Raw genomic sequence first — 24651 nt, forward strand, 5'->3', positions numbered from 1 at the left:
GTTATTTAGTCACAAACATCAAAATTTTGAATCCAATGAAAGGTATTAATTGTAAAATGTATTTACTAATTCTGCTTATGAATTTTTCATTGGTTTCTTTAGCTCAATCCTCTATAAATATGGAGCAATTAGATAAACAAGGTCATCGAGGCTGTAGGGGTTTGTATCCCGAAAATACTATTCCGGGATTTTTAAAGGCTATAGATTTAGGGGCAACAACACTCGAGATGGATTTAGTAATCACAAAAGACAAAAAAGTTATTTTGAGTCACGAACCTTTTTTTAATCATGAAATCACGACACTTCCTAATGGGGAATATGTTTCAGAATCTAATGAAAGAGAATTGAATATCTATGAAATGGTGTATTCAGAGGTCAAGAAATATGATGTTGGACAAAAAGCTCACCCCAGATTTTTGCAACAACAAAAAATTAAAGTGAATAAACCATTACTTGCGGAGGTTATTGATTCAGTAGAAATGCATGCCAAAACCAATAATAAACAACCGCTTTTTTATAATATTGAAACTAAAATACAACCACAGACAGATAATGTATATCATCCTGAACCACAAGAATTTGTTGATTTGATGATGGCAGTGATTCTTGAAAAAAAGATTCAAAACAGAGTTATTGTTCAGTCTTTTGACAGTAGGTCTTTACAGTATTTACATCAAAAATATCCATCTATAAAAACCGCTTTATTGGTTGAGGCATTTGACAAAAAATCATTCGAAAAACAAATTGAAGACTTAGGATTTACACCAACCATTTATAGTCCTGCACAAGAGTTAGTAGACTTAAATTTGGTTCAAGAGTGTAGATCGAAAAAGATTAAACTAATACCGTGGACAGTTAATGATCTAGAAACCATTCGAAGATTTGTTGCCCTCGGAGTTGATGGAATTATTACAGATTATCCCAATTTATTTTTTGAAGAATAGGAATAAACAGAATGTTTATTGGACATCGTATTTCAATTTTCTTAAAATGCGTAATGATTCTTTAAATGACGAATATATTTGAGGAAAAGGTTTTAGTAATTGCTTTGCGTCAATCAATTTTTGTTTTGCATTTTCAAAACCATTGAGATAACAAACCATAAAAGTGGAGGGTAAATTTTCCAAGTCTTTTTGTTCTGATTTTGTCAAATTTCTTTGATTTTCTAGTTTTTTGAGCAATGAGATATTGTTATTATAGATATGATGTAATATTTTTTTGTTAAATGATGGCGGTTGAAAAAGTATTTTTCGGCTTATATTATAATAGCCATTTTCTTGAAAATGAATGGTTTGTTCTTCGAGAGGGTAATAGTCTATTTTATCATTTAGATCCAAAGGGACATATTCAATTATGGTAAAACTATCTTCATTAAATGTAATCTCAACCACATCTTGAGCAGAATAAAACAGTTTAATTTGTTCATTGATAAGTTCAATATCGACTCTAGATAAGTAGGTTGTATTTTTAGATTTCTTTTCAATTCCTGCCCAACATATAACAAATAATTCTTTAAACACTTTGTATTTAGGGTTAATGTCTTTGTGTCTAAAATTCAAAAAGTCAATGACATTGTCTAATGTATATTCAATACTATTTCTTGAATTGTTTTCAATTCCAATAACGGTTTCGTGGTTTTGAAAATTGTTTTCAAAACCACTTTCAACAGGAGTAGTGTTACTCCCAATTCGTATAAATGTGCTATGAATAGGAATAGTATAAATTCCTTTTTTAAAAGAAGCCTTTTTGGAATTAGCTCTAATAGTTACCAAACCGATTACTTTATCCTTAGGTAAATTAGGGAAAGGCACATTTTCATATTGTATTTTGGGCGGATTTTCCAAATACGCATTGACTAAGTTTTGAATGCGACTATCATCATAAAAATCAGTACCTATGATTTCATTATTTTGATCTTCTACCCCAACAACTATATAAGAATTATTGGTGGGATTGGAATTGGATAAAGAACAAATGTGTTTTAAAAACTTAGCTTTGCCTTCTCGATTATGTAAATTTAATTGGCGTTTTTTGTCATAAAAAGAACCTTCATCGTTATGTGTAAGTAGGTTTTTAATTAAAATGCGCTTATTGATCATACAAGTTCTTTTATTTTAATAGGCAATATTATGGTAAAGAACGATTGACAATTCCTGAAGAAGCTTGTGCAGTGGGCATTACCACTAAATCGGCAATGTTCACATGATAAGGTCTGGACACTACAAAATGAATAATATCAGCAATATCTTCTGCATACAAGGGCGTAAACCCTTTGTATACATTGTGCGCTTTTTCTTCATCGCCTTTAAAGCGAATACTACTAAATTCGGTAGAAACCATTCCAGGGTGAATCGCGCCTACGCGAATTCCGAATGAATTTAAATCGATTCGCATCCCTTGATTCAAAGCATCAACGGCATGTTTAGTAGCACAATATACGTTGCCATTTGGATAGACTTCTTTGGCAGCTGTAGACCCAATGTTGATAATATGTCCTGATTTGCGCGCTGTCATTTTCGGAATAATAGCTTTTGAAACATACAACAAACCTTTGATATTGCCATCAATCATGGCATCCCAATCGTCAAGGCTTCCTGTTTGAATGGGATCCAATCCGTGGGCATTTCCCGCATTGTTAATCAAAATATCTATTTCTGAAAAATCATTGGGGAGCGAACTTATTTGTGCAAAAACGGCTTCTTTATCGCGCACATCAAATTGTAAAGTATGTACAGATGTGAATTCAGAAAGTGCTGATTGAAGTTCGTCCAATCGATCTTGGCGACGGCCACACAATACTAATTTATAATTGTTTTTGGCTAAAATTTCGGCAGTTGCTTTTCCAATTCCGCTAGTAGCTCCGGTGATTAAGGCTATTTTGTTCATTTTTTTCTTTTGTAATTAAGGTACATTTTTACCCATGCTTCCGCTCCAAATTGCAAACCAATCCTCTTTTTCCAAAGGCAATTCGGTTGCTTTCATCAAGGCCTGAATTCGGGCTACGTTTACCGTTCCCGCAATAGGAATTACTTGAGCAGGATGTTGTAAAATCCAAGACAATAAAATCGTGTCAGAACCCACGCCATATTTAGCAACTAATTGTGCTAATAGTTTTTTCATGCGTCGGGTTTGCTCGTTATCTTCTCTAAACACACTTCCTAGTGGATTCCAAGACATTGGGCGAATGTCGTTGGTTTGCATATAATCCAAACTTCCATCGAGCATGGCTTCGTGATGGGTTGCCGAAAATTGAATTTGGTTGAAACTCACTTCGGTTTTTTGACGAATTAATTCAGTTTGCGAAGCTGTGAAATTCGACAAACCAAAATCAACGATTTTTCCATCCGCTTTTAATTGGGTTACCGCTTCGGCAATTTCATCAGCTTGCATCAAAGGACTTGGGCGGTGCAACAATAATACATCGAGATATTCTGTGTCCAAGTTTTTTAATGAATTTTCTACTGACCATATAATATAGTCTTTGGAATACTCATAATGCTTGATTGAATTGTTTCGGTTTTTGGTCACCATTTGGATGCCACATTTCGAAATCAATTGAATTTTAGTTCGGTCAATTTTACTCGAAACTAAGGCTTTTCCAAAATCAGCTTCGGTGGTGTAATCGCCATAAATGTCGGCATGATCAAAAGTGGTAATTTTATTTTCTAAGCAAAGATGGATGATATTGTCCATTTCTTTGGTGTTGAGATTTTTGTCCCAAATTCCCCAATTCATTGCTCCAGCAATAATAGGAGATAAAGTAGTTTTACTCATTGTGGTAAGAAGTATTTATATTTTGTAAATCTAGTATTTTTAGCCGAATTGGATCTAGTTTTTAAAAATAGACAAATTCAATCATAAATCATCCTTAAAATTACCGATTTCGTTGAAGTTTTAACCATTCTTTAACATCCTACTTCTAAAAAAAAATTCAATTTGCACTCGCAAAAGAAAACCCTATTAAAATTGGTTTAAAAAATATCACAATGGAAGAGAATACATCGACTTTAGACATTAGAGCAATTAATGAAAAAATAGAAAGAGAAAGTGCTTTTATCGATCTCCTTACTATGGAAATGAACAAGGTGATTGTGGGTCAAAAGCACATGGTAGAACGATTGTTAATTGGACTTTTAGGCCAAGGACATATTTTATTAGAAGGGGTGCCAGGATTGGCTAAAACGTTAGCCATCAATACGCTTTCGCAAGCCGTTGCAGGTTCTTTTAGTCGAATCCAGTTTACACCAGATTTATTACCTGCGGATGTTGTTGGAACGATGATTTACAATATCAAACAAAATGAATTTTCAATCAAAAAGGGACCTATTTTTGCCAATTTCGTCTTAGCCGACGAGATTAACCGTGCGCCAGCCAAAGTTCAATCGGCTTTGTTAGAGGCAATGCAGGAAAAACAAGTGACTATTGGCGATACCACTTTTAAACTAGATAAGCCATTTTTAGTATTGGCTACTCAAAACCCAATTGAACAAGAAGGAACTTACCAATTACCAGAGGCGCAAGTCGATCGTTTTATGTTGAAAACGGTAATTGATTATCCAAAAATGGACGAAGAGCGTTTAGTGATTCGCCAGAACTTAAGCGGAAGTTATGAAAAAGTAAACCAAGTGGTTTCTATCGAACAAATTTTACGCGCTCAAGAAGCAGTTCGCGAAGTGTATATGGACGAGAAAATCGAGAAATACATTTTGGATATTATTTTCGCCACACGTTACCCAGAAAAATACAAATTAGCCGACTTAAAACCATTGATTAGCTTTGGTTCTTCGCCACGTGGAAGTATTAATTTGGCGAATGCCGCTAAATGTTACGCCTTCATCAAACGTAGAGGATATGTAATTCCAGAGGATGTTCGTGCTGTAGTTCACGATGTATTGCGCCACAGAATTGGAGTAACTTACGAAGCAGAAGCTGAAAATATTACTTCAGTAGACATCATCAACAAAATCGTAAACGAAGTTGAGGTACCTTAAATATAAGTGCTCAGCGTTCAGGTTTTTAGTATTCAGTTTACTAACAATACTTTAAATCGAACACTTATAATACAGTAATGATTTTAGAATTTGAACTTTTACTGATCACTTTTTAACGGATTACTGAACACTAATTGAAATGGATACAAAAGACCTACTCAAAAAAGTCCGAAAAATAGAAATCAAAACCCGAAGATTGAGCGATCATATCTTTTCGGGCGAATACCACACCTCTTTCAAAGGACGTGGGATGACTTTTAGCGAAGTACGTCAATACCAATATGGTGATGATATTCGTGCTATTGATTGGAATGTGACCGCCCGTTATAACGAAGCGCATGTCAAAGTTTTTGAAGAAGAACGCGAATTGACTATGATGTTGATGGTCGACATTTCAGGTTCGGAGAGTTTTGGTTCCCAAAATCAATTTAAAAAAGACATTGTTACTGAAATTGCCGCCACGATGGCTTTTTCGGCGACACAAAATAATGACAAGATTGGATTGATTCTGTTTTCAGACACCATCGAATTGTATATCCCACCCAAGAAAGGCCGTTCGCATGTACTGCGAATTATTCGTGAGCTGATCGAATTTGAACCTAAAAGTAACAAGACCGATTTGGCGCAAGCCTTGAAATTTTTATCGGGAACACAAAAAAAGAAAGCCATCGTTTTTGTTATTTCGGATTTCATGACACAGGAATACGAGCAAACTTTAAAAATAGCGTCTAAAAAACACGACATTACAGGGATTCGAGTGTACGATATTCGCGAAGAAAAAATACCTAATTTGGGGATGGTGCCAATGCTGGACGCCGAAACAGGTGCAATTCAATTAGTAGATACGGGATCTAAATCAGTTCGCATGAATTATGAAAAATACTATCACGATCGTGTGGCCTATTTTAAAGAAACCTTTAGTAAGTCAGGTGCCGGAGTGGTGAGTACCCGAGTGGATGAAAGTTATGTAACCAAATTATTAGGGTATTTTAAATCGAGATAAAGATTGTATTAAAAGGCATCAATGAAAAAAATAGCATTCATAGTATTTTATCTTCTTTCCACCGCACTTTTTGCACAAAAGGTGACTACGGCGATTGATACGACCCGCATTAAAATTGGAGCCGAGTTCAAATTGACTTTGAAAACTTCGGTGGACACTTCGGCCAGAGTAGTTTTTCCTAATTTGAAAAACATGGGCGCTTTAGAAGTAATTCGTTCCTATCCAATAGATACAATTCGCAACAATGATCGCTACGAATTGATTAAAAAATACGGTCTAACCCAATTTGATTCGGGTAAATATACGATTCCAAGAGTATCCATCTTGATTAACAAAAAACCAGTTTTCACCGATTCTATTTTGGTAGAGGTGGCCAATGTGAAAGTGGATACATTACAACAAAAAATGTACGATATCAAGGATATTGTTGCGGCTGAAAGTCACTGGGGCAATTGGTGGAAATACCTATTGGCAATTATCCTATTAGCAGGATTGGGGGCTTTGGGCTATTGGTACTTCAAGAAAAGACAAAAGAAAGATAGTGCAGAAGAAGTCTATAAAACCCCTATCGAAAAAGCGACTTCATTGCTAACAATTTTGGAAAAAAAAGAATTGTGGCAACAAGGTGAAATCAAAGAATATTACAGTCAATTGACTGATATTGCACGAAATTATATCGAAGAAGCTATTGAAATTCCAGCGATGGAAAGTACCACTTCGGAATTGATTTCGGCTTTGAAAGCCGCTTCGGTTAAAAAGAAAATGACACTTTCGCAAGAAACAATCGAAAATTTAGAACGGGTTTTAAAACAAGCCGATTTGGTAAAATTTGCGAAGTCTAAGCCAATGGATTTTGAAATTACCGAAGACAGAAATAAAATTCAAAAAGCGATTTTGACCTTGGACAAGGCCATTCCTGTGGAAGTCCCTGAAGATGAAGATTTGCTTTTAAACGAAGCGCAAAGACAACATCAAATGCAATTGCAGCTGAAGAAAAAGAAAGCCAAACAAATTCGCACGGCGATTCTTTCGGCCCTGCTTTTACTTGTTTTAGTAACTGGATTTTTTGTGGTAACAAGAGGCTTTGGCTATGTTATAGACACTGTATTTGGACGCGAAACCAAAGAATTGTTAGAAGGAGAATGGGTGAAAAGTGAATACGGAAATCCAGGAATTTTAATTGAAACGCCTCAAGTATTAAAAAGAGTAGAAGCCGAAAAAGTGTTGCCAAAAAACACCATGGCACTGATCAAAGAAATGCAATTGTTTCAGTATGGCGATATGATGAATGGGTTTTATATCATGGTATCTACCAGTCAATTCAAACAACCTACCGATATTGATTTGGCGAAAGCCATGGAAGGCAATTTAAAAATAATTGAAGCTCAAGGCGGTCAAAATATCATTGTCAAACAAGAAGATTTTCAAACTGAAAGAGGCGTTCAAGGATTAAAAGGCTACGGAACGATGTCGATGTTAAATCCGTTAACCAAGTCGAGCGAAAAAGTATATTATGAGATTTTATATTTCAAACAAAATCAAGGATTACAACAAATTATGATTGTCTTTCCTGAGGGTGATCAATATGGTAGCGCTATTGCAGAACGAATGTTACAATCAGTTGAACTAAGACAAGCCGGTAATTAATGGAAAAACTAAGCTTTTTAAATCCAGAATTTTTTTGGCTGTTGCTATTGATTCCAGCAGCAGCGGCTTGGTTGTATTTGAAAAGGAACCAACAAACGGCGACCTTGAAAATAAGTTCGACTGCTGGTTTTACAGGTTCTAAATCATTTTTTGTAAGACTGTATCCATTTTTAGGAGTGTTTCGCTTATTGGCTTTAACTGCATTAATTGTAGCCATGGCAAGACCAAGAACCGTAGATATTAGCAACAAAACGAAGACCACAAAAGGGATTGACATTGTAATGGCGATTGACGTCTCGGGGAGTATGTTGGCCAAGGATTTGAAACCCAATCGTATGGAGGCTTTGAAAAAAGTAGCGGCAAGTTTTGTTGAGGAAAGACCAAACGATCGAATTGGGTTAGTAGTGTATGCTTCTGAAGCCTATACTAAAACTCCGGTGACAAGTGACAAAGCGATTATCCAACAAGCGATAGAAAGTATCAAATACGATAATGTGTTGCAAGACGGAACTGGAATCGGGATGGGATTGGCGACAGCCGTAAACCGTTTGAAAGACAGTAAAGCCAAAAGTAAAGTGATTATTCTATTGACTGATGGTGTCAACAATGCTGGGTTTATTGAACCTGAAACCGCTTCGGATATTGCAAAACAATACGGAATCAAAGTATACACAGTAGGGATTGGTACGAATGGAATGGCCGAATTTCCGTATGCGATAGCGCCAAACGGACAATTTTTATTCCGCATGATGCAGGTAGAAATTGATGAACAGTTGATGAAAAATATTGCTCGCAAAACCGACGGGAAATATTTTAGAGCGACGAGTAATACTAAATTGGAAGAAATATATGCCGCCATCAATAAACTTGAAACTACTGAAATTGAAGAGTTGAAATTTTACGATTACGATGAAAAATACAGACCCTTTGTTTGGTTAGCTGGATTTTTATTGTTGTTAGAATTAGGATTGCGAAATACGGTATACCGATCATTTATTTAAAATGGAATTAGACGAAAAAAAATATTTGTACTTACTTTTTCTATTGCCACTTTTGGTGCTAGTTTTTCTTTTCAATATGTATTGGAAAAGAAAAAAACAACGCGAATTTGGTGATTTAGAATTGGTACAACGGTTAAGTCCTGAAAGTTCCGTATTCAAACCAATTCTAAAGTTAGCGGTACTGCTTTTAGCTTTAACAGCTTTGATTTTTGGCTTGGTGAATCCAAAAATTGGAACCAAAATGGAAACCGTAAAGCGTGAAGGAATCGACATTGTTTTTGCGATAGATGTTTCTAAAAGTATGTTGTGCGAAGATGTAGCGCCCAATCGTTTGGACAAAAGCAAGCAATTGGTTTCTCAAATTATCAATCAATTAGGCAATGATAGAATTGGGATTGTGGCCTATGCAGGAAGTTCGTTTCCAGTATTACCCATAACTACAGATTACAGTGTAGCCAAAATGTTCTTGCAAAGTATGAATACCGATATGGTTTCGTCTGTCGGAACTTCGTTGGACGAAGCGATTAAATTGTCGGCAACCTATTTTGATGATAAAAAAACAAGTAAATTATTGATTCTAGTTTCAGACGGAGAAGACCACTCAGAAGGTGCCGAAGCTGCTGCGGAAGAAGCTAATAAATTAGGTATTAAAATCATTACAATTGGTGTTGGAACTCCAAATGGGGGTACTATTCCATTGCGACGAAATGGCGTGATGGAGGGCTTAAAAAGGGATAGCAATAACGAAGTGGTGATTACCAAATTGAACTCCGAAAGTTTGACGGCTATTGCAAAAGCGACCAAAGGCGGTTATGCCAATGGTGCCAATACTAAAGAGGTTATTGATTATGTGAAAAACGCTTTGAATAATATAGAGAAAACCGAATTTGAAGCCACCCAAATGGCCGATTTTCAATCGCAATTTCAGTGGTTTCTAGGTTTTGCCTTCCTGTTATTATTTGCTGATGTTTTTCTATTGGAACGCAAAACTAAATGGGTAAACCGACTCAATTTGTTTAATGAAAAGGAAAAATAAAATGATGAAAAAGGTATTTGTATCGATTTTGCTCGTGTTTTCTTTGGCAATTACAGCCCAAGAGAAAGATGCTCTTTTGCCCAAAGCGAATGAAGAATTTGCTGCAAAAAAGTATGCCGATGCCGAAGCGAATTACCGAATCTCACATTCTAAATTCCCAAGAAGAACTGTTGCGTATTACAATTTAGGAAATGCCATTTACCGACAAAATCAGTTTTCGGAATCCAAGATTGCTTTTGCCAATGCCTTAAAAAACATCAAAACCTATCCTCAAAAACACAAAGCGTTTCACAACTTAGGAAATGTTTTTATGAAGGAGAAAAATTATTCGCAAGCGGTCGAAGCCTATAAAAATGCGCTTCGCAATAATCCACAAGACGAAGAAACACGTTACAATTATGCTTTGGCAAAGAAAATGCTAAAAGACAATCCGCCGAAAGACGACAAGAATAAAGATAAAAATAAGGACAAGAACAAAGACAAAAAGGACGACAAGAAAGACGGCGAGAATAAAGATAAGGATAAGAACAAAGATAAAAAAGACGATAAGAAAGACGGCGATAAGGATAAAAACAAGTCGGATAAAAAAGACGATCCTTCTAAAAATCAAGGGCAGCCAAAACCAAATCCTGGCGGAATTTCGCAGCAACGCGTTCAGAATTTATTAGATGCGGTGAACAATGAAGAAAAGAAAGTTCAGAATAAAGTCAATGCTCAAAAAGTAAAAGGAAAACCAGTTCAAACAGAAAAAGATTGGTAAGTAATTTGAAATAAGAATACCATTTAATACCCAATGAAAAAATACATACTACTATTATTAATCAGTTTTCAAGGACTTCTGGCTCAAGTACAATTTGAGGCAAAAGTTAGCAGAAACTCGCTCGGTCTTAACGAAAGACTACGAGTAGATTTTATAATGAATGTAGACGGTGATAATTTTGTACAACCCAATTTCGAAGGCTTTCGAGTAATTGCTGGACCGAGTCAGCAAATTAGTCAATCGTGGATTAACGGTCGAAGTTCATTTGAAAAAATATATTCCTATTTTTTATTGCCTTTGCAAAAAGGGAATTTAGTAATCAAACAAGCGGTGATTGAGTTCAATGGCCAATTGTATAAAACTGCTCCAATTAGAGTTATTGTAACCAATCCTGTACAGCAACAAGCCGATCCTAACGATCCGAATGCACCACAAATTTCAGCCGACAATAACATTTACCTCGTAGCGGATATTTCTAAGACCAATCCGTACATCAATGAACCGATTACAGTAGTCTATAAATTATATTTCAGCTACAATATTGGCATCACGAATTGGCGCGAATTGGACAAACCAAAATACAATGATTTTTGGAGTCAGAATATCGACATCAAACAATTGGTTGCCGAAGAAGGCATGTTTAAAGGACAACGCTATCGCTTTGTTACTCTTAGAAAAACTGTCCTATATCCTCAAAAATCGGGACGTCTAAAAATCGAAACTTTAGCTCTTGATATTGATGTGCAATTGCCAACCAATCGTAGAGATATGTTTGGTAGAGTCATGATTACCGAAGGCAATAAGCGGGTTTCGGCAGGTACCAAAACAATTACAGTAAAACCACTTCCTGAAGCGGGAAAACCAGAAGGATTTACAGGAGCAGTGGGTAACTTTGATTTCAAAGTAACGCCAACAAAAACCAATTTGAAAAACGGTGAAAGTTTGGATTTGGTCGTAAGTGTTAGTGGAAAAGGAAATTTGAAATTATTTGATTTGCCTAAACCAGTAGCGCCTAATGCACTCGAAATGTATGATGCGGTTCACAAAGAGCAAGTTAATACAGGCTTGTCGGGAATGACCGGAAAAATAGTAGACAGCTACACCATTGTGCCACAATACAAAGGAAAATACCCAATCAAACCAATGCAGTTTAGCTATTTTGATTTGGGTTCAGGAACTTATAAAACCATTTCATCAGAAGAAATAGTTATCAATGTCTTGGATGGACCTAGTGCGAATCAGGCTGTAGATTCAACTAATGGAGGCAATAAAAATAAAATTGAAAAACTAGAACAATTCAAATTTATCAAACTAAAAACCGAATTAGTTTCCTCTAAGCGACATGATTTCTTTGGGTCCTTATGGTATTATTTATTATTACTCCTGCCATTTATAGCCTTGCCAATTTTAGTGCTATTGCGAAAAAGAAAAGAAGCGTTGGATGGCGATGTAACTGGAAACAGAATCCGAATGAACAACCGATTGGCTAAGAAATATTTGTCTGAGGCCAAAAAACAAATCAATAATAAAGAGCCATTTTATGTGGCTTTGGAAAAAGCAATGCACAATTTCTTGAAAGCCAAATTGCACATTGAAACTTCAGAAATGAGTAAAGATAATATTCAAGAATTGTTGTTGTCTCGCAATGCCAATCCAGAAGTAGTTGCTGATTTTATTGCCTTGACAGAGAACTGCGAATTCGCGCGTTATGCACCTGCTTCAAGTACGTCAATTCAAAATGATTTTGATAAGGCTGTAGAGATAATTTCAGAATTGGAAAAACAGATTTAACGGATAACGAAATGAAACATTTAGTCTATATAATAGTATTCATCACTTCTTTTGGATTTGCTCAAAGCGGATTCGAAAAAGGGAATGTTTTGTATCAAAAAGGGCAATACGAACAAGCGATTCAGGCCTACGAAAGCGTATTGGATTCGCATCAGCAATCTGCCGAATTGTATTTCAATTTAGGGAATTGTTACTACAAATTGCACCAAGTAGCGCCGTCGATCTACAATTATGAGAAAGCCTTAGTCTTGTCTCCCGATGATGTAGACATCACAAACAACTTGAAATTCGCACATAAATTAACCATCGATGAGGTAAAAGAAGTGCCCAAAGTAGGCTTTGCCAAATTGCTTCGAGATTTTACGGGAATGTATCATTTCAATACCTGGGCGTGTATTTCGATCGTTTTTGGATTCTTGTTTTTAGGCTTTTTTATTGGCTATTATTTTTCGCCTGCCACCCTCTACAAACGCATTTTCTTTATTGGGATGTTTCTGTGGTTAATCTTCCTATTCCTAAGTATAGGTGCCGGGATATTTGAAAAAAATCATTTTATAAACGAACGACCAGCTATCGTTTTTGCTGAAGTATCAGAGGTAAAAAGTGAACCGCAAAAAGGGAGCCCCGCCACTTTTATTTTACACGAAGGAACCAAAGTTTTTGTGGAGGAAACTTTGGGTAAGTGGAAAAAAATTGAACTTACTGATGGCACGGAAGGGTGGATTGAAAACGAAGCCATTAGAGAGGTGAAATAGAAAAGCAGGGTTATTTAGCCGTCGCTTTTTGGTATAATTTCTGAATAGAAGGAAACACAAAATCAGCAGTTTTTTGAATCGGATTAAAGAAAATAGAGCGATCTAAAGTTTCTTTTTTGGCCAAAAAATGATTGTAGTTGATTTTCTCAAAAACACTAAATAGAATACTCACAATTAAAACCGTTTTCAGCACTCTAAAAAAACCTCCCCCTGCTTTATTTATCCATCCCAAATAAGCAAAACTGGCAAACTTAGTCAAGAACTTTCCGGCTAAAGACACGCTAATAATTACGACTAAAAAAGTACCAATAAAAGCAATGATCTGGATGGTATACGGATTCCATTTTAATACACCTGCTAAAGCGGTTTTAGCCATAGATGAAAATTGAAAAGCCAAATAAATTCCAACAATTAAAGAAAAAAAGGAAGCCAGTTCCACAAAAAGTCCATTTTGAATTCCTTTAAACGCGGCATATACCAATAACGCCCCAATAATTATGTCTAAAAATCCCATAGTTGTATTGTTTATAAGCGCAAATATAAAAGAATTGAGAATAGGCTGTTGTCAATTTTCTCTTCTTATCTTTGCAACTCCAATTTTGGTTTCGTTTTACAATTTGTAATTCGTAAATCGTAAATCGCACATCCAATGTCAAGAGACGCACAATTGAAAGAACGCTGGGAACAGCTTGTAACTATATTATCCGATCGGTTTTCGCAAGGCGAAGATTTGGATTTGGATGCCATCATTTACTTAATAGGAATTCAAGAATTAGGAAAATTGCATCGCGAGTTCAAAAAGGATGAAAAACTAAACTTAATGCACATTGCCATTTGTCGTTTGTTAGAACCGTATGGCTATTATGAATTTGAATTTTTTGACGACGAAGGCTGGCCGCATTACAAAGTAAAAGAAGAATTACCGCCATTAAAAGCGGGGGAGCAATCGGTCTTGATGAAAGAAGCGATCGTGAATTATTTCATTGAAAGAGAGTTGATTAAGTAAGAGCGATCAGTAATTAGTGAATGGTAATTAGTCCCAATTTAATCCGAATCACGAATTACGAATCACGAATCACCAAGCCAGGTTTTAGTTTTCACTAAAAAAATGTAATTTTGCACCTTTACCAATAGACGGATGATAGACAAGATAAAAGAATATATTAGCGAAGCACAAGGATTTTCTTCCCAAGATCCAGCAGAACTAGAAGCTTTCCGAATTAAATTTTTAGGAAGTAAGGGACTTTTAAAAGAGTTGTTTGCTGAATTTAAAAATGTTCCTAACGAACAGAAAAAAGAATTTGGACAAGTAATTAATTTATTGAAAACCTCTGCCGAAGACAAAGTAAAATCTATCCAAGAAGCCCTAGAAAGCAAAGAAGAAAGCAAAGGATTTTATGGCGATTTAACTCGTGCTGCAGAACCCGTTTTGATTGGGTCTCGTCATCCCATTTCCATAGTTAAGAATCAAATTATTGATATATTTTCAACCATAGGTTTCAATGTGTCTGAAGGCCCAGAGATCGAGGACGATTGGCACAATTTTACTGCTTTGAACTTGCCCGAATACCATCCGGCTCGTGACATGCAGGACACCTTTTTTATTCAAACCAATCCTGATATTTTGTTGCGTACTCACACTTCATCAGTACAAGTGCGTTATATGGAAAATAACAAACCGCCCATTAGAACCATTTCTCCTGGACGTGTTTTTCGTAACGAAGCGGTTTCGTCACGTTCGCACTGCATTTTCCATCAAGTGGAAGGATTGTATATTGACAAAGACGTTTCTTTTGCCGACTTGAAACAAACCTTATTGTATTTCACCAAAGAGATGTTTGGCAAGTCAAAAATTCGGTTGAGACCGTCTTATTTTCCTTTTACAGAACCAAGTGCTGAGATTGACATTTATTGGGGCCTAAAAACCGAAACCGATTACCGTATTACAAAAGGAACCGGTTGGTTAGAAATTGGGGGTTGCGGAATGGTAGACCCTAACGTTTTGAAAAACTGCGGAATTGATCCAGAAGAATACAATGGTTTTGCTTTCGGAATGGGAGTAGAGCGTATTGCGATGTTGTTGTATCAAATTGGAGACATCCGAATGTTCTATGAAAACGATGTTCGTTTCTTAGAACAATTTAAATCACTAGTATAATTATTAATCACCCTTTTTGAAGTAACTTTAGAAAGGGTTTTTTACAATATGAAGAAAGATATTATCATTCCCGAAGTTGAAAATGTTTTCATGGCAGTCGTTCAAGAATGGAGCGATGAGTTCATGGAAAAAGTGTGGTATGCTTATTTGGTAAACGATTCTGATTTCCAACTAGACGGAGTCATGGTCGTTTCTAAAGCATTTGGAACCATTGACGGAGAGATGAAAAAAACGTCGCTTTTGCGTCATGCATTTGCAGAAATTCCTGAGGTTTCTGTGGCCAAAATCGAATTGATTGAAAAAAGTGTTTTGGCGCTGAACAATGAATTTATGGTCACTTTTTTTATCGGAAACACCTTGTATGACAAGAAATTTATTTTTAAAGCCAATTCGATTCAAGAAACCAATCAAGAAGAAGTACCCATTTTATTTGTAGATGGCGTAATTGTTCGGTAATTATTTACCTTCTCTGCGTTTTTTAGCGGTCCAGCTCGAGTAGCCCAACACAAAAATTCCAAATACAATATAACCAACGGCTCTAAAATAGTAGCCGTTATCAGCTAATTGGGTGGCTAATGGTGTTGTGCCAGACAAGTACCATGTAGAAAAACCGATCATAAATAGTCCCCAAAAAACACCTGTTTTAACCTGATATTTCCATCTTTCGCTCATAATTATCGTATTTAATCCAATTGATCTGTCAAATTTTTGAATACTTTTTTAGCATTTTTACCTTCATACAAAATGCTATACACGGCATCAATTATTGGTGTGCTGGCTCCATATCCCTGATTCAATTGATAGGCACTTTTAGTAGCATAATAGCCTTCGGCTACCATACTCATTTCCATCATAGCACTTTTTACCGTATAGCCTTTTCCAATCATATTTCCGAACATCCTGTTTCTAGAAAAAACAGAATACCCTGTAACCAATAAATCGCCCAAGTAAGCCGAATCATTGATGTTACGTTTCATTTTGTGTACTTTTTTGATGAATTTTTTCATCTCGCGAATGGCATTACTCATCAATACCGATTGAAAGTTGTCGCCATAGCCTAAGCCATGAGCTATTCCTGCCGCGACGGCGTAAATGTTTTTTAACATGGCCGCATATTCGGTACCAATGATGTCATCGGTTATTTTAGTTTTGATGTAATTGCTGGATAAATTGGCAGCTACATAGGCCGCTTTTTCAGCATCTCCACATGCGATGGTTAGATACGAAAGGCGTTCTAATGCCACTTCTTCTGCATGACAAGGGCCAGTAATTACGCCAATGTTATCATAAGGAATGTTGTAATTAACATGGAAGTGTTCGCCTACAATTAAACTAGTTTCAGGAACAATTCCTTTAATGGCAGAGAAAATAATTTTGTTTTCCAGCGAAGTTGTCAAATTGGCCAATTCAGTTTCCAAAAAAGCGGAAGGAATAGCAAAAATGAGATAATCGGCAAAAGCAACCGCTTCGTTAATATCGTGAGTTAATCGTAACTTATTGGTATCAAACTCCACCGAACTTAAGTAATTCGGATTGTGTTTTTCTACTTTGATATGTTCAATTGCAGCTTCGTTTCGCATGTACCAAGCAATCTCTTGGACATTAGCGCACAGCATTTTAGCAATGGCGGTAGCCCAACTACCTCCACCAATAACTGCAAATTTTAAATTTTCGGCCATTTTGTATTTTGGATTTAATCAAAAGTAGGTAAAAAAAATAAAAAACACCAATTTATTCCTTTTGGCATACTCAGGATTTGTGGGCTTTAGCAATAAAAAAATTAAATTCCCGTTACTTTTTTCACCCCAACACACAATAAAAAAACACTAGTTAACGTTGTAAACTATTATTAATGAAGTTTTTATAGTTACAATGCATTTTGAGTTAGTTAGTTTTGTTTTTGTATTTTAAAAAGGCGTCCCACCAAAGTTAGTAGAACGCCTTTTTTTATTGCTTATTAATAACTTAATTCGACTATTTCTCGTAGTTTTTCTAAAGTAATATTTTGTCTTTCTCCTAAAGCTTTCCAACCTCTTTCTTCAAATCGGTTGACGATAAAATCAGCGGTGTTTTCAATGTTTGAGGCATTTTCAGAAATCTTGGTTTTCATTCCCATTGTATGATAAAATGCAACCGTTGCCCCAATAGCTTCACGAGCAATCTCTTCGTCCGTTCCAGTCAATTGAAACACTCGTTTTCCGTATTGCGCTAATTTTTCTTTTTTGGTTTCAAATAAGACACGGTATAGGTTTGGACCAATTATAGCTAATGTTCTAGCGTGGTCAATATTGTACAACGCTGTTAACTCATGGCCTATCATATGAGTTGCCCAGTCCGACGGAACTCCTTTTTGAATCAATCCGTTCAATGCCATGGTACAACTCCACATAAAGTTGGAAGCCAAGGCATAATCAGTTGGGTTTTCAACCACTTTTGGACCTATTTCTACTAAGGTTTGCAGGATACTTTCGGCAATTCGATCTTGTAAAAAGCCTTCATGTGGGTAGGTTAAATATTGTTCTAAAACGTGGACATAAGCATCAATTACCCCATTTTGCAATTGTCTTTTGGGTAACGAAGCGATCACTGTTGGGTCGCAAATTGAAAATTTTGGAAACATAGCTGACCCGCCAAAATCACGTTTTTCTTGTGTTGCTTTAATTGAAACTACCGAACCTGAATTCATTTCACTTCCTGTAGCAGGTAACGTTAGAACGGTTCCAAAAGGCACTACATCAGCCCCTTCTTTGAAGATGATTCTTTTGTGCAAAATGTCGATCGGATCTCCTTCAAATTTGGCAGCAGCCGAAATGAATTTTACGCCGTCGATAACACTTCCACCACCAACAGCTAAAATGAAATCTATTTTTTGTTCGCGAATAATTTCCACCGCTTTCATTAAGGTTTCGAAATAGGGATTGGCTTCGATTCCACCAAATTCAACTACATTAAAACCTTCAAGCGCTTTTTTTACTTGGTCGTAAATTCCGTTTTTGAAAATACTACCACCGCCGTAAGCGACTAGTATTTTTGATTCTTTAGGAATCAGAGTACTTACTTTTTCTATTTCTCCTTTTCCAAAAACTAATTTGACAGGATTGTATAATTCGAAATTCAACATAGGGATAATTTTTGATTAAAGATACGCTATTAAACGATAGTAATTGAGTAAACAACTGTTACTAGAAATCGGTTTATTTTTTGTAAAAATTGTTGTGGTCAATGTATTCCCAAACCTTTGAAGGCAGTAATGGTAATACATTTTTGCCTTTTTTGATATTTTCTCTAATTGAAGTGGAAGAGATCTCTACGACAGGTGCGTCTATCATATGGATTTTTGGATGATTTTTGAAAATACTATTTTCAGAGGGATCAGCAGTAGTAGCAATTCTTGGATAGACATAAATATCGTGATGCGCTAAAATAGCTTCATAATTTTTCCATTTGTGGAAGGATCTCAAATTGTCTTCGCCCATAATTAAAGAGAAACTATGTTCAGGAAATTTTTCTTCCAAATGAACCAAAGTATTCACCGTATAATTGGGTTGCGAAAGTTTGAACTCTATATCGGAAGGTTTGATTTTTGGAAAATCTTCGGTTGCCAAAAACACCATTTCTAATCGGTGATGATCAGCCAATAAGGTACTTTTCTTTTTTAACGGATTGTGTGGCGTAACCACCATCCAAACTTGGTCTAAATCGGCGTGTTCTGCCATGTGGTTGGCAATAATTAAATGCCCCACATGAATAGGATTGAACGTTCCAAAATAGAGACCTATTTTCATAGATTTAGTACTTACTATTTAGAAATAAATGCTTTCACTAATTGATTCGCTTCGTCTAAGGCGACCTCTAAATCGTAGTTTTTAATCACCACATCAAATTGCGGAGCAGTTGCCAATTCTACGTGGGCTTTTGCTATGCGCATATTGATTTTTTCTTCGGTTTCAGTAGAGCGTTCTTTCAATCTGCGTTTCAATTCGTCCACACTTGGTGGTTTTACGAAAACTGCTAAAGTTTCTTCAGGAAATTTAGATTTGATTCGCAATCCGCCTGCAACATCAATATCAAAAATCACATTTTTGCCTTTGGCCCAAATGCGTTCTACTTCACTTTTTAAAGTGCCGTAAAAATTATCACGGTACACTTCTTCCCATTCCACAAAATCTTCGTTTTTGATGTGCTGTTTGAATTGGTCTAACGACATAAAATAATAGTCTTTTCCATTCACTTCTTCGCCACGCGCTTCGCGAGTCGCTGCCGAAATGGAGAATTCCAAATTCAAATCGGCTTGTGCCAATAAATGCCTTACTATAGTTGTTTTTCCCGAACCTGATGGTGCTGAGAATACGATTAATTTCCCTTTCATAGTATGCTAATTATTTAAAGAACATTCAATACTTGTTCTTTAATTTTCTCTAATTCGTCTTTCATTTGAACGACTAATTTTTGCATTTTTGCATGATTCGATTTAGAACCCATGGTATTGATTTCTCTTCCCATTTCTTGAGTAATAAAACCTAATTTTCTACCATTTGCTTCCGTACCTTTAATCGTTTCCAAGAAATAATCTAGGTGATTTGTCAAACGTACTTTCTCTTCGGTAATATCTAATTTCTCTAGGTAATAAATCAATTCTTGTTCAAATCGGTTTTCATCAACAGCCACTTTTAGCTCTGTAATGGCATTGTGCAAACGGTCTTTGATAGTTTGAACACGTTCGTGATCTAAAGCCAAAGCTTCATTCATGTATTGGCGAATATTAGCAATGCGCAATTGAAATTCTTTTTCTAGCGATTGACCTTCGTCTCTTCTAAAAGTCAAAATATTTTGAAGGGCTTCAGTAATAGCGGTTTCAATTTGAGCCCAGTCATTTTCGTCAATTTCTTCGCGTTCCGTTTTCATTGTATCCGGCATACGAATGGCCATTTTCATTAATTCCACTTCATCAGCTTCGGCATAAACAGCTCTTAATTGTTCCATATAGGCTTTTACGATCGGCACATTGACTTTAGTCGAAGTTTGTTCAGCAGTACTTTCGATGAAAATCGAAAAATCTACTTTTCCTCTTTCCAGTTGTAGTGCAATTTGGTTGCGTAAACCCAATTCCATTTCGCGGTAAAGCGAAGGCATTCTGACATTTAAATCGAGTCCTTTACTATTTAAAGATTTTACTTCTACCGTGATTTTTTTGGTTGGTAATTGCAAAGTGGCTTTACCAAAACCAGTCATTGATTGTATCATATATGAATTGTGTAATAGCTACAAATGTATTGAAATTTTAGGATTTCTTTAGGGTAACCAGATAAACCCCACTAAAAATTAGGGCCGCCGAAATTATTTTAACGCCATTCAACTCATCTTTTCCTAATCCGATGGCAAAAATGGTAGCAAATAATGGTTGTAAATAAATAAAAACAGCTACGGTATTAGGGCTCAATTCTTTCATTGAAAGTAAATTCAACAAATAGTTGATAAAGGTCGAAAAGAAAATAACAAAGCCAATTTTCCAGAAAATACTATTGGGTACTATGGCCCAATTGACGGTTTGAAAAACACTCCAACCAAAAGGTAATACCATAAAAAAACCGGCCAAGTACAACCATTTTACAAAAGTAAAAGCGTTGTAGGTGTGCATTAATTTTTTAACAATGATGAGGTAAAATCCATACGAAATAGCATTAATCAAAACAAGCAAATTGCCTAAACCGGCATTGGAGGCACTACCCACAGATTTGCCATACAGAATGAGAAAAGTAGTTCCAACTAGACCTAGAACTAATCCGGTAATCATTCGTTTTCGCATGCGCTCTTTCAAAATAATAGCCGAAAGCACCAAAACAATCATTGGTGTAGACACCATAATTACCGCTGCACTAATCGGAGAGGTTAAGCTTAGCCCTTTGAAAAAACAAAGCATATTGACTGCTATTCCAAAGAAGGCCGCTGCGATAATTCTTGGAACATCCGAACGACTGATTTTTTCTGAAGGGATTTTGCCGCTGAGTTTCATAAGAATCCAAACTAACCAAAACAATAAGGTAGCGCCACCCACACGCAATACAATAAATCCATAAGCATCCAAATACTGCGGCATGACATCTTTAGCGATTGTAAACGTCATTCCGTAAATAATGGAAACCAAAGTAGCGGCTAGTAAAGCAAGATTTCTTTTCGACATTAGCTCAACGCTTTATGAACTTGAAGGATGTTTTGTTGGCTGTTGCCAATATAGATCGCGCCGTTAATAATAAAAACGGGACGACTTAGAAAAGTATAATGCTCTAAGATGTATTTTTTATAATCAGCTTCGGTAAGTGCTTTGTCTTTCAATCCTAAGGACTTGTATAATTGTGCTTTTTTACTAAAAAGCGCTTCATAACTTCCCGATAATTGGAGCATTTCGTCTAATTGTTCTTCAGTAATTGGATCTTGTTTGATGTCGTGAAAAACCAAATTATGTCCTTGTGGTAAGGTTTTGATGATTTTTCGACAGGTATCGCAAGAAGCGAGGTAGTATATTTTGTTCATTTTGAAACGAGATTACTTTTTTGCAAAGAAAATCCATTTGAAACTTAAAATGTTTATTTTTAGCAAAATTTTCAAATCAATACCCAATGGAACAGACATTCGAACTGAACAGAACGAGCCGAAAATTAATCGCCCCTTTTCTTGAGGACTTTAGCTTGGAACAGCTCAATACAATTCCGAAAGGATTTTCTAACACTTTATTTTGGAATGTTGCTCACGTTGTAGTGACGCAACAGTTGTTGATTTACAAACTTTCAGGTTTGAACATGTTGGTTTCTGACGAATTGGTGGACAAATACAAAAAAGGCACCCGTCCAGAACAACCCGCAACCCAAGCAGAAGTGGATGAAATCAAAGGCTTACTATTTGATCTTATTGATCAAACGCAAGCCGATTATGGGAGTGGGGTATTTACCCAATTTACAGAATATCCTACCTCTAGCGGTTTTGTTTTGAAAAATGTTAAACATGCCATGGCGTACAATAATTTTCACGAAGGACTTCATTTGGGAATTTGCATGAGTTTGGCAAAATTACTTTAATTACCGCTAAAATAAACCAATTGATTTTTTGCAATTATTGCGAAAACTATATCGTTTTCGTAAATTTTATTATTGGTAATGCAAATTTCTTTAAAATAGCTTGTTAAAACAATAATTCTTCAAAAAAACTAAATAAATTGAGCTGATTTATTCTTCAATTACATCTATCTTTGTTTGAGTTACGAAATCGATTTCTTACAATTGAATTCAGATACAAAATCAATTAAATTGACCTTAAAAGCGTCCTTAAACATGGAAGAAAAAATAAATCAATTTATGGCTTTGGTGGAAGCCAAAAATCCAAACGAACCCGAATTCATTCAAGCCGTTAGAGAATTTGCTGAAACGGTAATTCCTTTTATATCTGAACGAAAAAAATACGACGGGAAAAACATCTTACTTCGTATTGCCGAGCCAGAGCGTTCGATCATTTTTAGAGTGCCTTGGGTAGATGATAAAGGAGAAATTATTGTTAACCGTGGTTTTAGAATTCAAATGAATTCGGCTATTGGTCCGTATAAAGGCGGAATTCGTTTTCATCATACCGTGAACTTATCGGTATTGAAATTCTTGGCTTTCGAACAAGTTTTCAAAAATAGTTTGACTACACTGCCAATGGGTGGTGGTAAAGGAGGTTCTGATTTTGATCCTGAAGGAAAATCGGATGGAGAAATCATGCGTTTTTGTCAATCGTTCATGACCGAATTATGTCGTCATATTGGACCTGACTTGGATGTTCCTGCGGGAGACATTGGAGTTGGCGCCAGAGAAATTGGTTACTTATTCGGACAATACAAACGCATTCGCAATGAATTTACGGGAGTATTAACCGGAAAAGGATTGGCCTATGGCGGTTCTTTAATTCGCCCAGAAGCTACCGGATACGGTGTAGTGTATTTTACAGAGCAAATGTTGCATTCTATTGGTCAAGACATTAAAGGAAAAACCGTAGCTATTTCTGGTTTTGGAAATGTAGCTTGGGGAGTTGCTTTAAAAGTGAACGAACTAGGTGGAAAAGTGGTTACGATATCGGGTCCTGATGGCTATATTTATGATCAAGACGGAATTTCAGGCGAAAAAATCGACTTCATGTTAGAGTTAAGAGCACGCGGTGATAACAAAGCCGAGGCCTATTTAGAGAAATATCCTAAGGCTGTTTTCCACAAAGGGAAAAGTCCTTGGGAAGCCAAAGTAGATATCGCGATTCCATGTGCGACTCAAAACGAGTTGAACGAGCAAGATGCTAAAAATTTAATTGCCAATGGGGTAATTTGTGTAACAGAAGCGGCGAATATGCCGTGTACCTTAGAAGCCATTAAATTATTCTTAGAAAACAAAGTGCTTTTTGCTCCAGGTAAAGCTGCGAATGCAGGTGGAGTAGCAGCCTCTGGTTTAGAAATGACGCAAAACTCGATTCGTTTGAATTGGACGAGCGAGGAAGTAGATGCGCGATTGAAAGACATTATGGTGGGTATCCACAATCAATGTAAAAAATATGGTGCAGAAGACGATGGTTATGTGAACTATGTAAAAGGAGCCAATATCGCTGGATTTGTTAAAGTGGCTGATGCTATGCTGGCGCAAGGAGTGGTATAAAAGACTATTAATTCAAATGTTAAAAACCTTCTTTCGACTTTTCGGGAGAAGGTTTTTTAGTTTATGCGGTTCAGTGTGTTATATTTGTAAACCAATATCCAATTCATGCAAGTCAAAACTAAAGCGATTGTTATTTCGGCATTAAAGTTTCAGGAAAAAAGCCTGATTGTAAAATGCTTTACTTTGACGCATGGTTTGAAATCCTATTTTGTTCGGGATGCTTTTTCAGCTCGAAAATCGAATCAAAAAATCGCGTATTTTCAGCCTTTGAGTATTTTGGACATTGAAGCGGTTCACAAGAACAAAGGCACTTTGGAAAACTTCAAAGAAATTAAAATTGCCACCCCTTTTCATTCGATACATACTGACATTGTTAAAAGTACGATTGTGTTGTTCTTGTCCGAGATTTTGCATCATTCCATTCACGAGGAAGAAAAAAATGAAGCGCTTTTTAATTTTCTAGAAGCGGCATTACAATGGCTTGATAATCATAACGAAATAGCCAACTTTCATTTGATTTTATTACTTGAAATGACCAAATATTTTGGGTTTTATCCCGATGTGTCAGACAGAGACCAGTCGTATTTCGAATTGGTTGAAGGTGTTTTTTCACCGTTTCACGCGGTGAGTTCGTTAACAGAACACGAAACCCTTTTGTTCAAAAAACTGATTGACTTAAAATGGGATTCAGATCAAAAAATTTTCCATGTAATTGAAAGACAACTTCTCTTGAAAATGCTGATGGATTATTATAGTTATCATTTGGATGGCTTTCGAAAACCTAAATCTTTGGATGTCTTAAAGGAGGTTTTTGCCTAATGGCATTGGAAGAAGGGGAAT

The 24651-nt window shown here is 36.1% G+C and carries 27 protein-coding genes; 15 read left to right on the forward strand and 12 right to left on the reverse strand.

Going from position 1 to position 24651, the window contains the following annotated elements; all coding sequences use genetic code 11:
* Window positions 1-35: 35 nt before the first annotated feature.
* The gene (locus tag LPC21_RS03265; RefSeq protein ID WP_229318079.1) at window positions 36-944 is read left to right on the forward strand and encodes a glycerophosphodiester phosphodiesterase; all 909 of its coding nucleotides are present in this window, start codon (window positions 36-38) and stop codon (window positions 942-944) included.
* Window positions 945-959: 15 nt separating this feature from the next.
* Here LPC21_RS03265 and LPC21_RS03270 read toward each other — a convergent pair whose 3' ends face one another.
* The 3 genes from LPC21_RS03270 to LPC21_RS03280 are packed head-to-tail and all read right to left on the reverse strand — an operon-like array spanning window position 960 to window position 3774.
* Entirely contained in the window at window positions 960-2099 is a 1140-nt protein-coding gene (locus LPC21_RS03270) for an ATP-binding protein (protein WP_229318080.1), read from the reverse strand.
* Between the two features lie 28 nt (window positions 2100-2127).
* Window positions 2128-2886, reverse strand: a complete 759-nt coding sequence (locus tag LPC21_RS03275; RefSeq protein ID WP_229318081.1) for an SDR family NAD(P)-dependent oxidoreductase — start codon at window positions 2884-2886, stop codon at window positions 2128-2130.
* 15 nt (window positions 2887-2901) lie between these two features.
* The gene (locus LPC21_RS03280) at window positions 2902-3774 is read right to left on the reverse strand and encodes an aldo/keto reductase (protein ID WP_229318082.1); all 873 of its coding nucleotides are present in this window, start codon (window positions 3772-3774) and stop codon (window positions 2902-2904) included.
* A gap of 212 nt (window positions 3775-3986) precedes the next feature.
* Here LPC21_RS03280 and LPC21_RS03285 point away from each other — a divergent pair, with 212 nt between their 5' ends.
* From LPC21_RS03285 to LPC21_RS03320, 8 genes are all read left to right on the forward strand, one after another.
* Entirely contained in the window at window positions 3987-4991 is a 1005-nt protein-coding gene (locus tag LPC21_RS03285; protein WP_229318083.1) for an AAA family ATPase, read from the forward strand.
* A gap of 139 nt (window positions 4992-5130) precedes the next feature.
* Complete coding sequence (locus tag LPC21_RS03290; RefSeq protein WP_229318084.1) at window positions 5131-5994, forward strand: DUF58 domain-containing protein; 864 nt, start codon at window positions 5131-5133, stop codon at window positions 5992-5994.
* Window positions 5995-6015: 21 nt separating this feature from the next.
* Window positions 6016-7641: a hypothetical protein gene (locus tag LPC21_RS03295; protein ID WP_229318085.1), complete on the forward strand. Its 1626-nt coding sequence runs from the start codon at window positions 6016-6018 to the stop codon at window positions 7639-7641.
* Entirely contained in the window at window positions 7641-8642 is a 1002-nt protein-coding gene (locus tag LPC21_RS03300) for a vWA domain-containing protein (protein WP_229318086.1), read from the forward strand. The genes LPC21_RS03295 and LPC21_RS03300 overlap by 1 nt, the downstream gene beginning before the upstream one ends.
* 1 nt (window position 8643) lies before the next feature.
* Window positions 8644-9678 carry a VWA domain-containing protein gene (locus LPC21_RS03305; RefSeq protein WP_229318087.1) on the forward strand — a complete coding sequence of 345 codons (1035 nt, stop codon included), beginning with the start codon at window positions 8644-8646 and terminating at the stop codon, window positions 9676-9678.
* The gene (locus tag LPC21_RS03310; protein WP_420828061.1) at window positions 9662-10438 is read left to right on the forward strand and encodes a tetratricopeptide repeat protein; all 777 of its coding nucleotides are present in this window, start codon (window positions 9662-9664) and stop codon (window positions 10436-10438) included. Before LPC21_RS03305 ends, LPC21_RS03310 begins: the two co-directional genes overlap by 17 nt.
* Window positions 10439-10471: 33 nt before the next feature.
* Window positions 10472-12229 carry a BatD family protein gene (locus LPC21_RS03315; protein ID WP_229318088.1) on the forward strand — a complete coding sequence of 586 codons (1758 nt, stop codon included), beginning with the start codon at window positions 10472-10474 and terminating at the stop codon, window positions 12227-12229.
* Window positions 12230-12240: 11 nt separating this feature from the next.
* On the forward strand, window positions 12241-12984 hold the full coding sequence (locus tag LPC21_RS03320; RefSeq protein ID WP_229318089.1) for a tetratricopeptide repeat protein: 744 nt from the start codon (window positions 12241-12243) through the stop codon (window positions 12982-12984).
* A gap of 10 nt (window positions 12985-12994) precedes the next feature.
* On the opposite strand, the gene LPC21_RS03325 is transcribed toward LPC21_RS03320, so the two are convergent.
* Window positions 12995-13498, reverse strand: a complete 504-nt coding sequence (locus LPC21_RS03325) for a CvpA family protein (RefSeq protein ID WP_229318090.1) — start codon at window positions 13496-13498, stop codon at window positions 12995-12997.
* A 135-nt stretch (window positions 13499-13633) separates the two neighbouring features.
* Here LPC21_RS03325 and LPC21_RS03330 point away from each other — a divergent pair, with 135 nt between their 5' ends.
* From LPC21_RS03330 to LPC21_RS03340, 3 genes are all read left to right on the forward strand, one after another.
* Window positions 13634-13990 carry a hypothetical protein gene (locus LPC21_RS03330; RefSeq protein ID WP_229318091.1) on the forward strand — a complete coding sequence of 119 codons (357 nt, stop codon included), beginning with the start codon at window positions 13634-13636 and terminating at the stop codon, window positions 13988-13990.
* 132 nt (window positions 13991-14122) lie between these two features.
* On the forward strand, window positions 14123-15142 hold the full coding sequence (pheS, locus tag LPC21_RS03335; protein WP_229318092.1) for a phenylalanine--tRNA ligase subunit alpha: 1020 nt from the start codon (window positions 14123-14125) through the stop codon (window positions 15140-15142).
* 48 nt (window positions 15143-15190) lie between these two features.
* The gene (locus LPC21_RS03340; protein WP_229318093.1) at window positions 15191-15598 is read left to right on the forward strand and encodes a hypothetical protein; all 408 of its coding nucleotides are present in this window, start codon (window positions 15191-15193) and stop codon (window positions 15596-15598) included.
* Here the strand turns inward: LPC21_RS03340 and LPC21_RS03345 are convergent, their stop codons facing one another.
* The 8 genes from LPC21_RS03345 to LPC21_RS03380 form a co-directional block, all read right to left on the reverse strand.
* Window positions 15599-15814: a hypothetical protein gene (locus tag LPC21_RS03345; RefSeq protein ID WP_229318094.1), complete on the reverse strand. Its 216-nt coding sequence runs from the start codon at window positions 15812-15814 to the stop codon at window positions 15599-15601.
* Between the two features lie 11 nt (window positions 15815-15825).
* Entirely contained in the window at window positions 15826-16821 is a 996-nt protein-coding gene (locus LPC21_RS03350) for an NAD(P)H-dependent glycerol-3-phosphate dehydrogenase (RefSeq protein ID WP_229318095.1), read from the reverse strand.
* Window positions 16822-17099: 278 nt separating this feature from the next.
* Entirely contained in the window at window positions 17100-18263 is a 1164-nt protein-coding gene (locus tag LPC21_RS03355; RefSeq protein WP_229318096.1) for an iron-containing alcohol dehydrogenase, read from the reverse strand.
* Window positions 18264-18336: 73 nt separating this feature from the next.
* Window positions 18337-18927 (reverse strand): nicotinate (nicotinamide) nucleotide adenylyltransferase, encoded by a 591-nt coding sequence (gene nadD, locus LPC21_RS03360; RefSeq protein WP_229318097.1) that lies wholly within the window; start codon window positions 18925-18927, stop codon window positions 18337-18339.
* A 14-nt stretch (window positions 18928-18941) separates the two neighbouring features.
* On the reverse strand, window positions 18942-19511 hold the full coding sequence (gene gmk, locus LPC21_RS03365) for a guanylate kinase (RefSeq protein WP_229318098.1): 570 nt from the start codon (window positions 19509-19511) through the stop codon (window positions 18942-18944).
* A gap of 14 nt (window positions 19512-19525) precedes the next feature.
* Window positions 19526-20386 (reverse strand): YicC/YloC family endoribonuclease, encoded by an 861-nt coding sequence (locus LPC21_RS03370; protein WP_229318099.1) that lies wholly within the window; start codon window positions 20384-20386, stop codon window positions 19526-19528.
* A 37-nt stretch (window positions 20387-20423) separates the two neighbouring features.
* Window positions 20424-21323: a DMT family transporter gene (locus LPC21_RS03375; RefSeq protein ID WP_229318100.1), complete on the reverse strand. Its 900-nt coding sequence runs from the start codon at window positions 21321-21323 to the stop codon at window positions 20424-20426.
* Window positions 21323-21673 carry an arsenate reductase family protein gene (locus LPC21_RS03380; protein ID WP_229318101.1) on the reverse strand — a complete coding sequence of 117 codons (351 nt, stop codon included), beginning with the start codon at window positions 21671-21673 and terminating at the stop codon, window positions 21323-21325. Before LPC21_RS03380 ends, LPC21_RS03375 begins: the two co-directional genes overlap by 1 nt.
* A gap of 86 nt (window positions 21674-21759) precedes the next feature.
* On the opposite strand from LPC21_RS03380, the gene LPC21_RS03385 reads away from it, so the two are divergent.
* From LPC21_RS03385 to recO, 3 genes are all read left to right on the forward strand, one after another.
* A complete protein-coding gene (locus LPC21_RS03385; protein WP_229318102.1) occupies window positions 21760-22215 on the forward strand; it encodes a DinB family protein in 456 nt (151 codons plus the stop codon).
* Between the two features lie 252 nt (window positions 22216-22467).
* Window positions 22468-23811, forward strand: coding sequence for an NADP-specific glutamate dehydrogenase (gene gdhA / locus LPC21_RS03390; RefSeq protein ID WP_229318542.1), 1344 nt, complete (start codon window positions 22468-22470; stop codon window positions 23809-23811).
* Between the two features lie 105 nt (window positions 23812-23916).
* Window positions 23917-24630 carry a DNA repair protein RecO gene (gene recO, locus LPC21_RS03395; protein ID WP_229318103.1) on the forward strand — a complete coding sequence of 238 codons (714 nt, stop codon included), beginning with the start codon at window positions 23917-23919 and terminating at the stop codon, window positions 24628-24630.
* Window positions 24631-24651: the final 21 nt, after the last annotated feature.

The organism is Flavobacterium ammoniigenes (genome assembly GCF_020886055.1).
Classification (GTDB): Bacteria; Bacteroidota; Bacteroidia; order Flavobacteriales; family Flavobacteriaceae; genus Flavobacterium; species Flavobacterium ammoniigenes.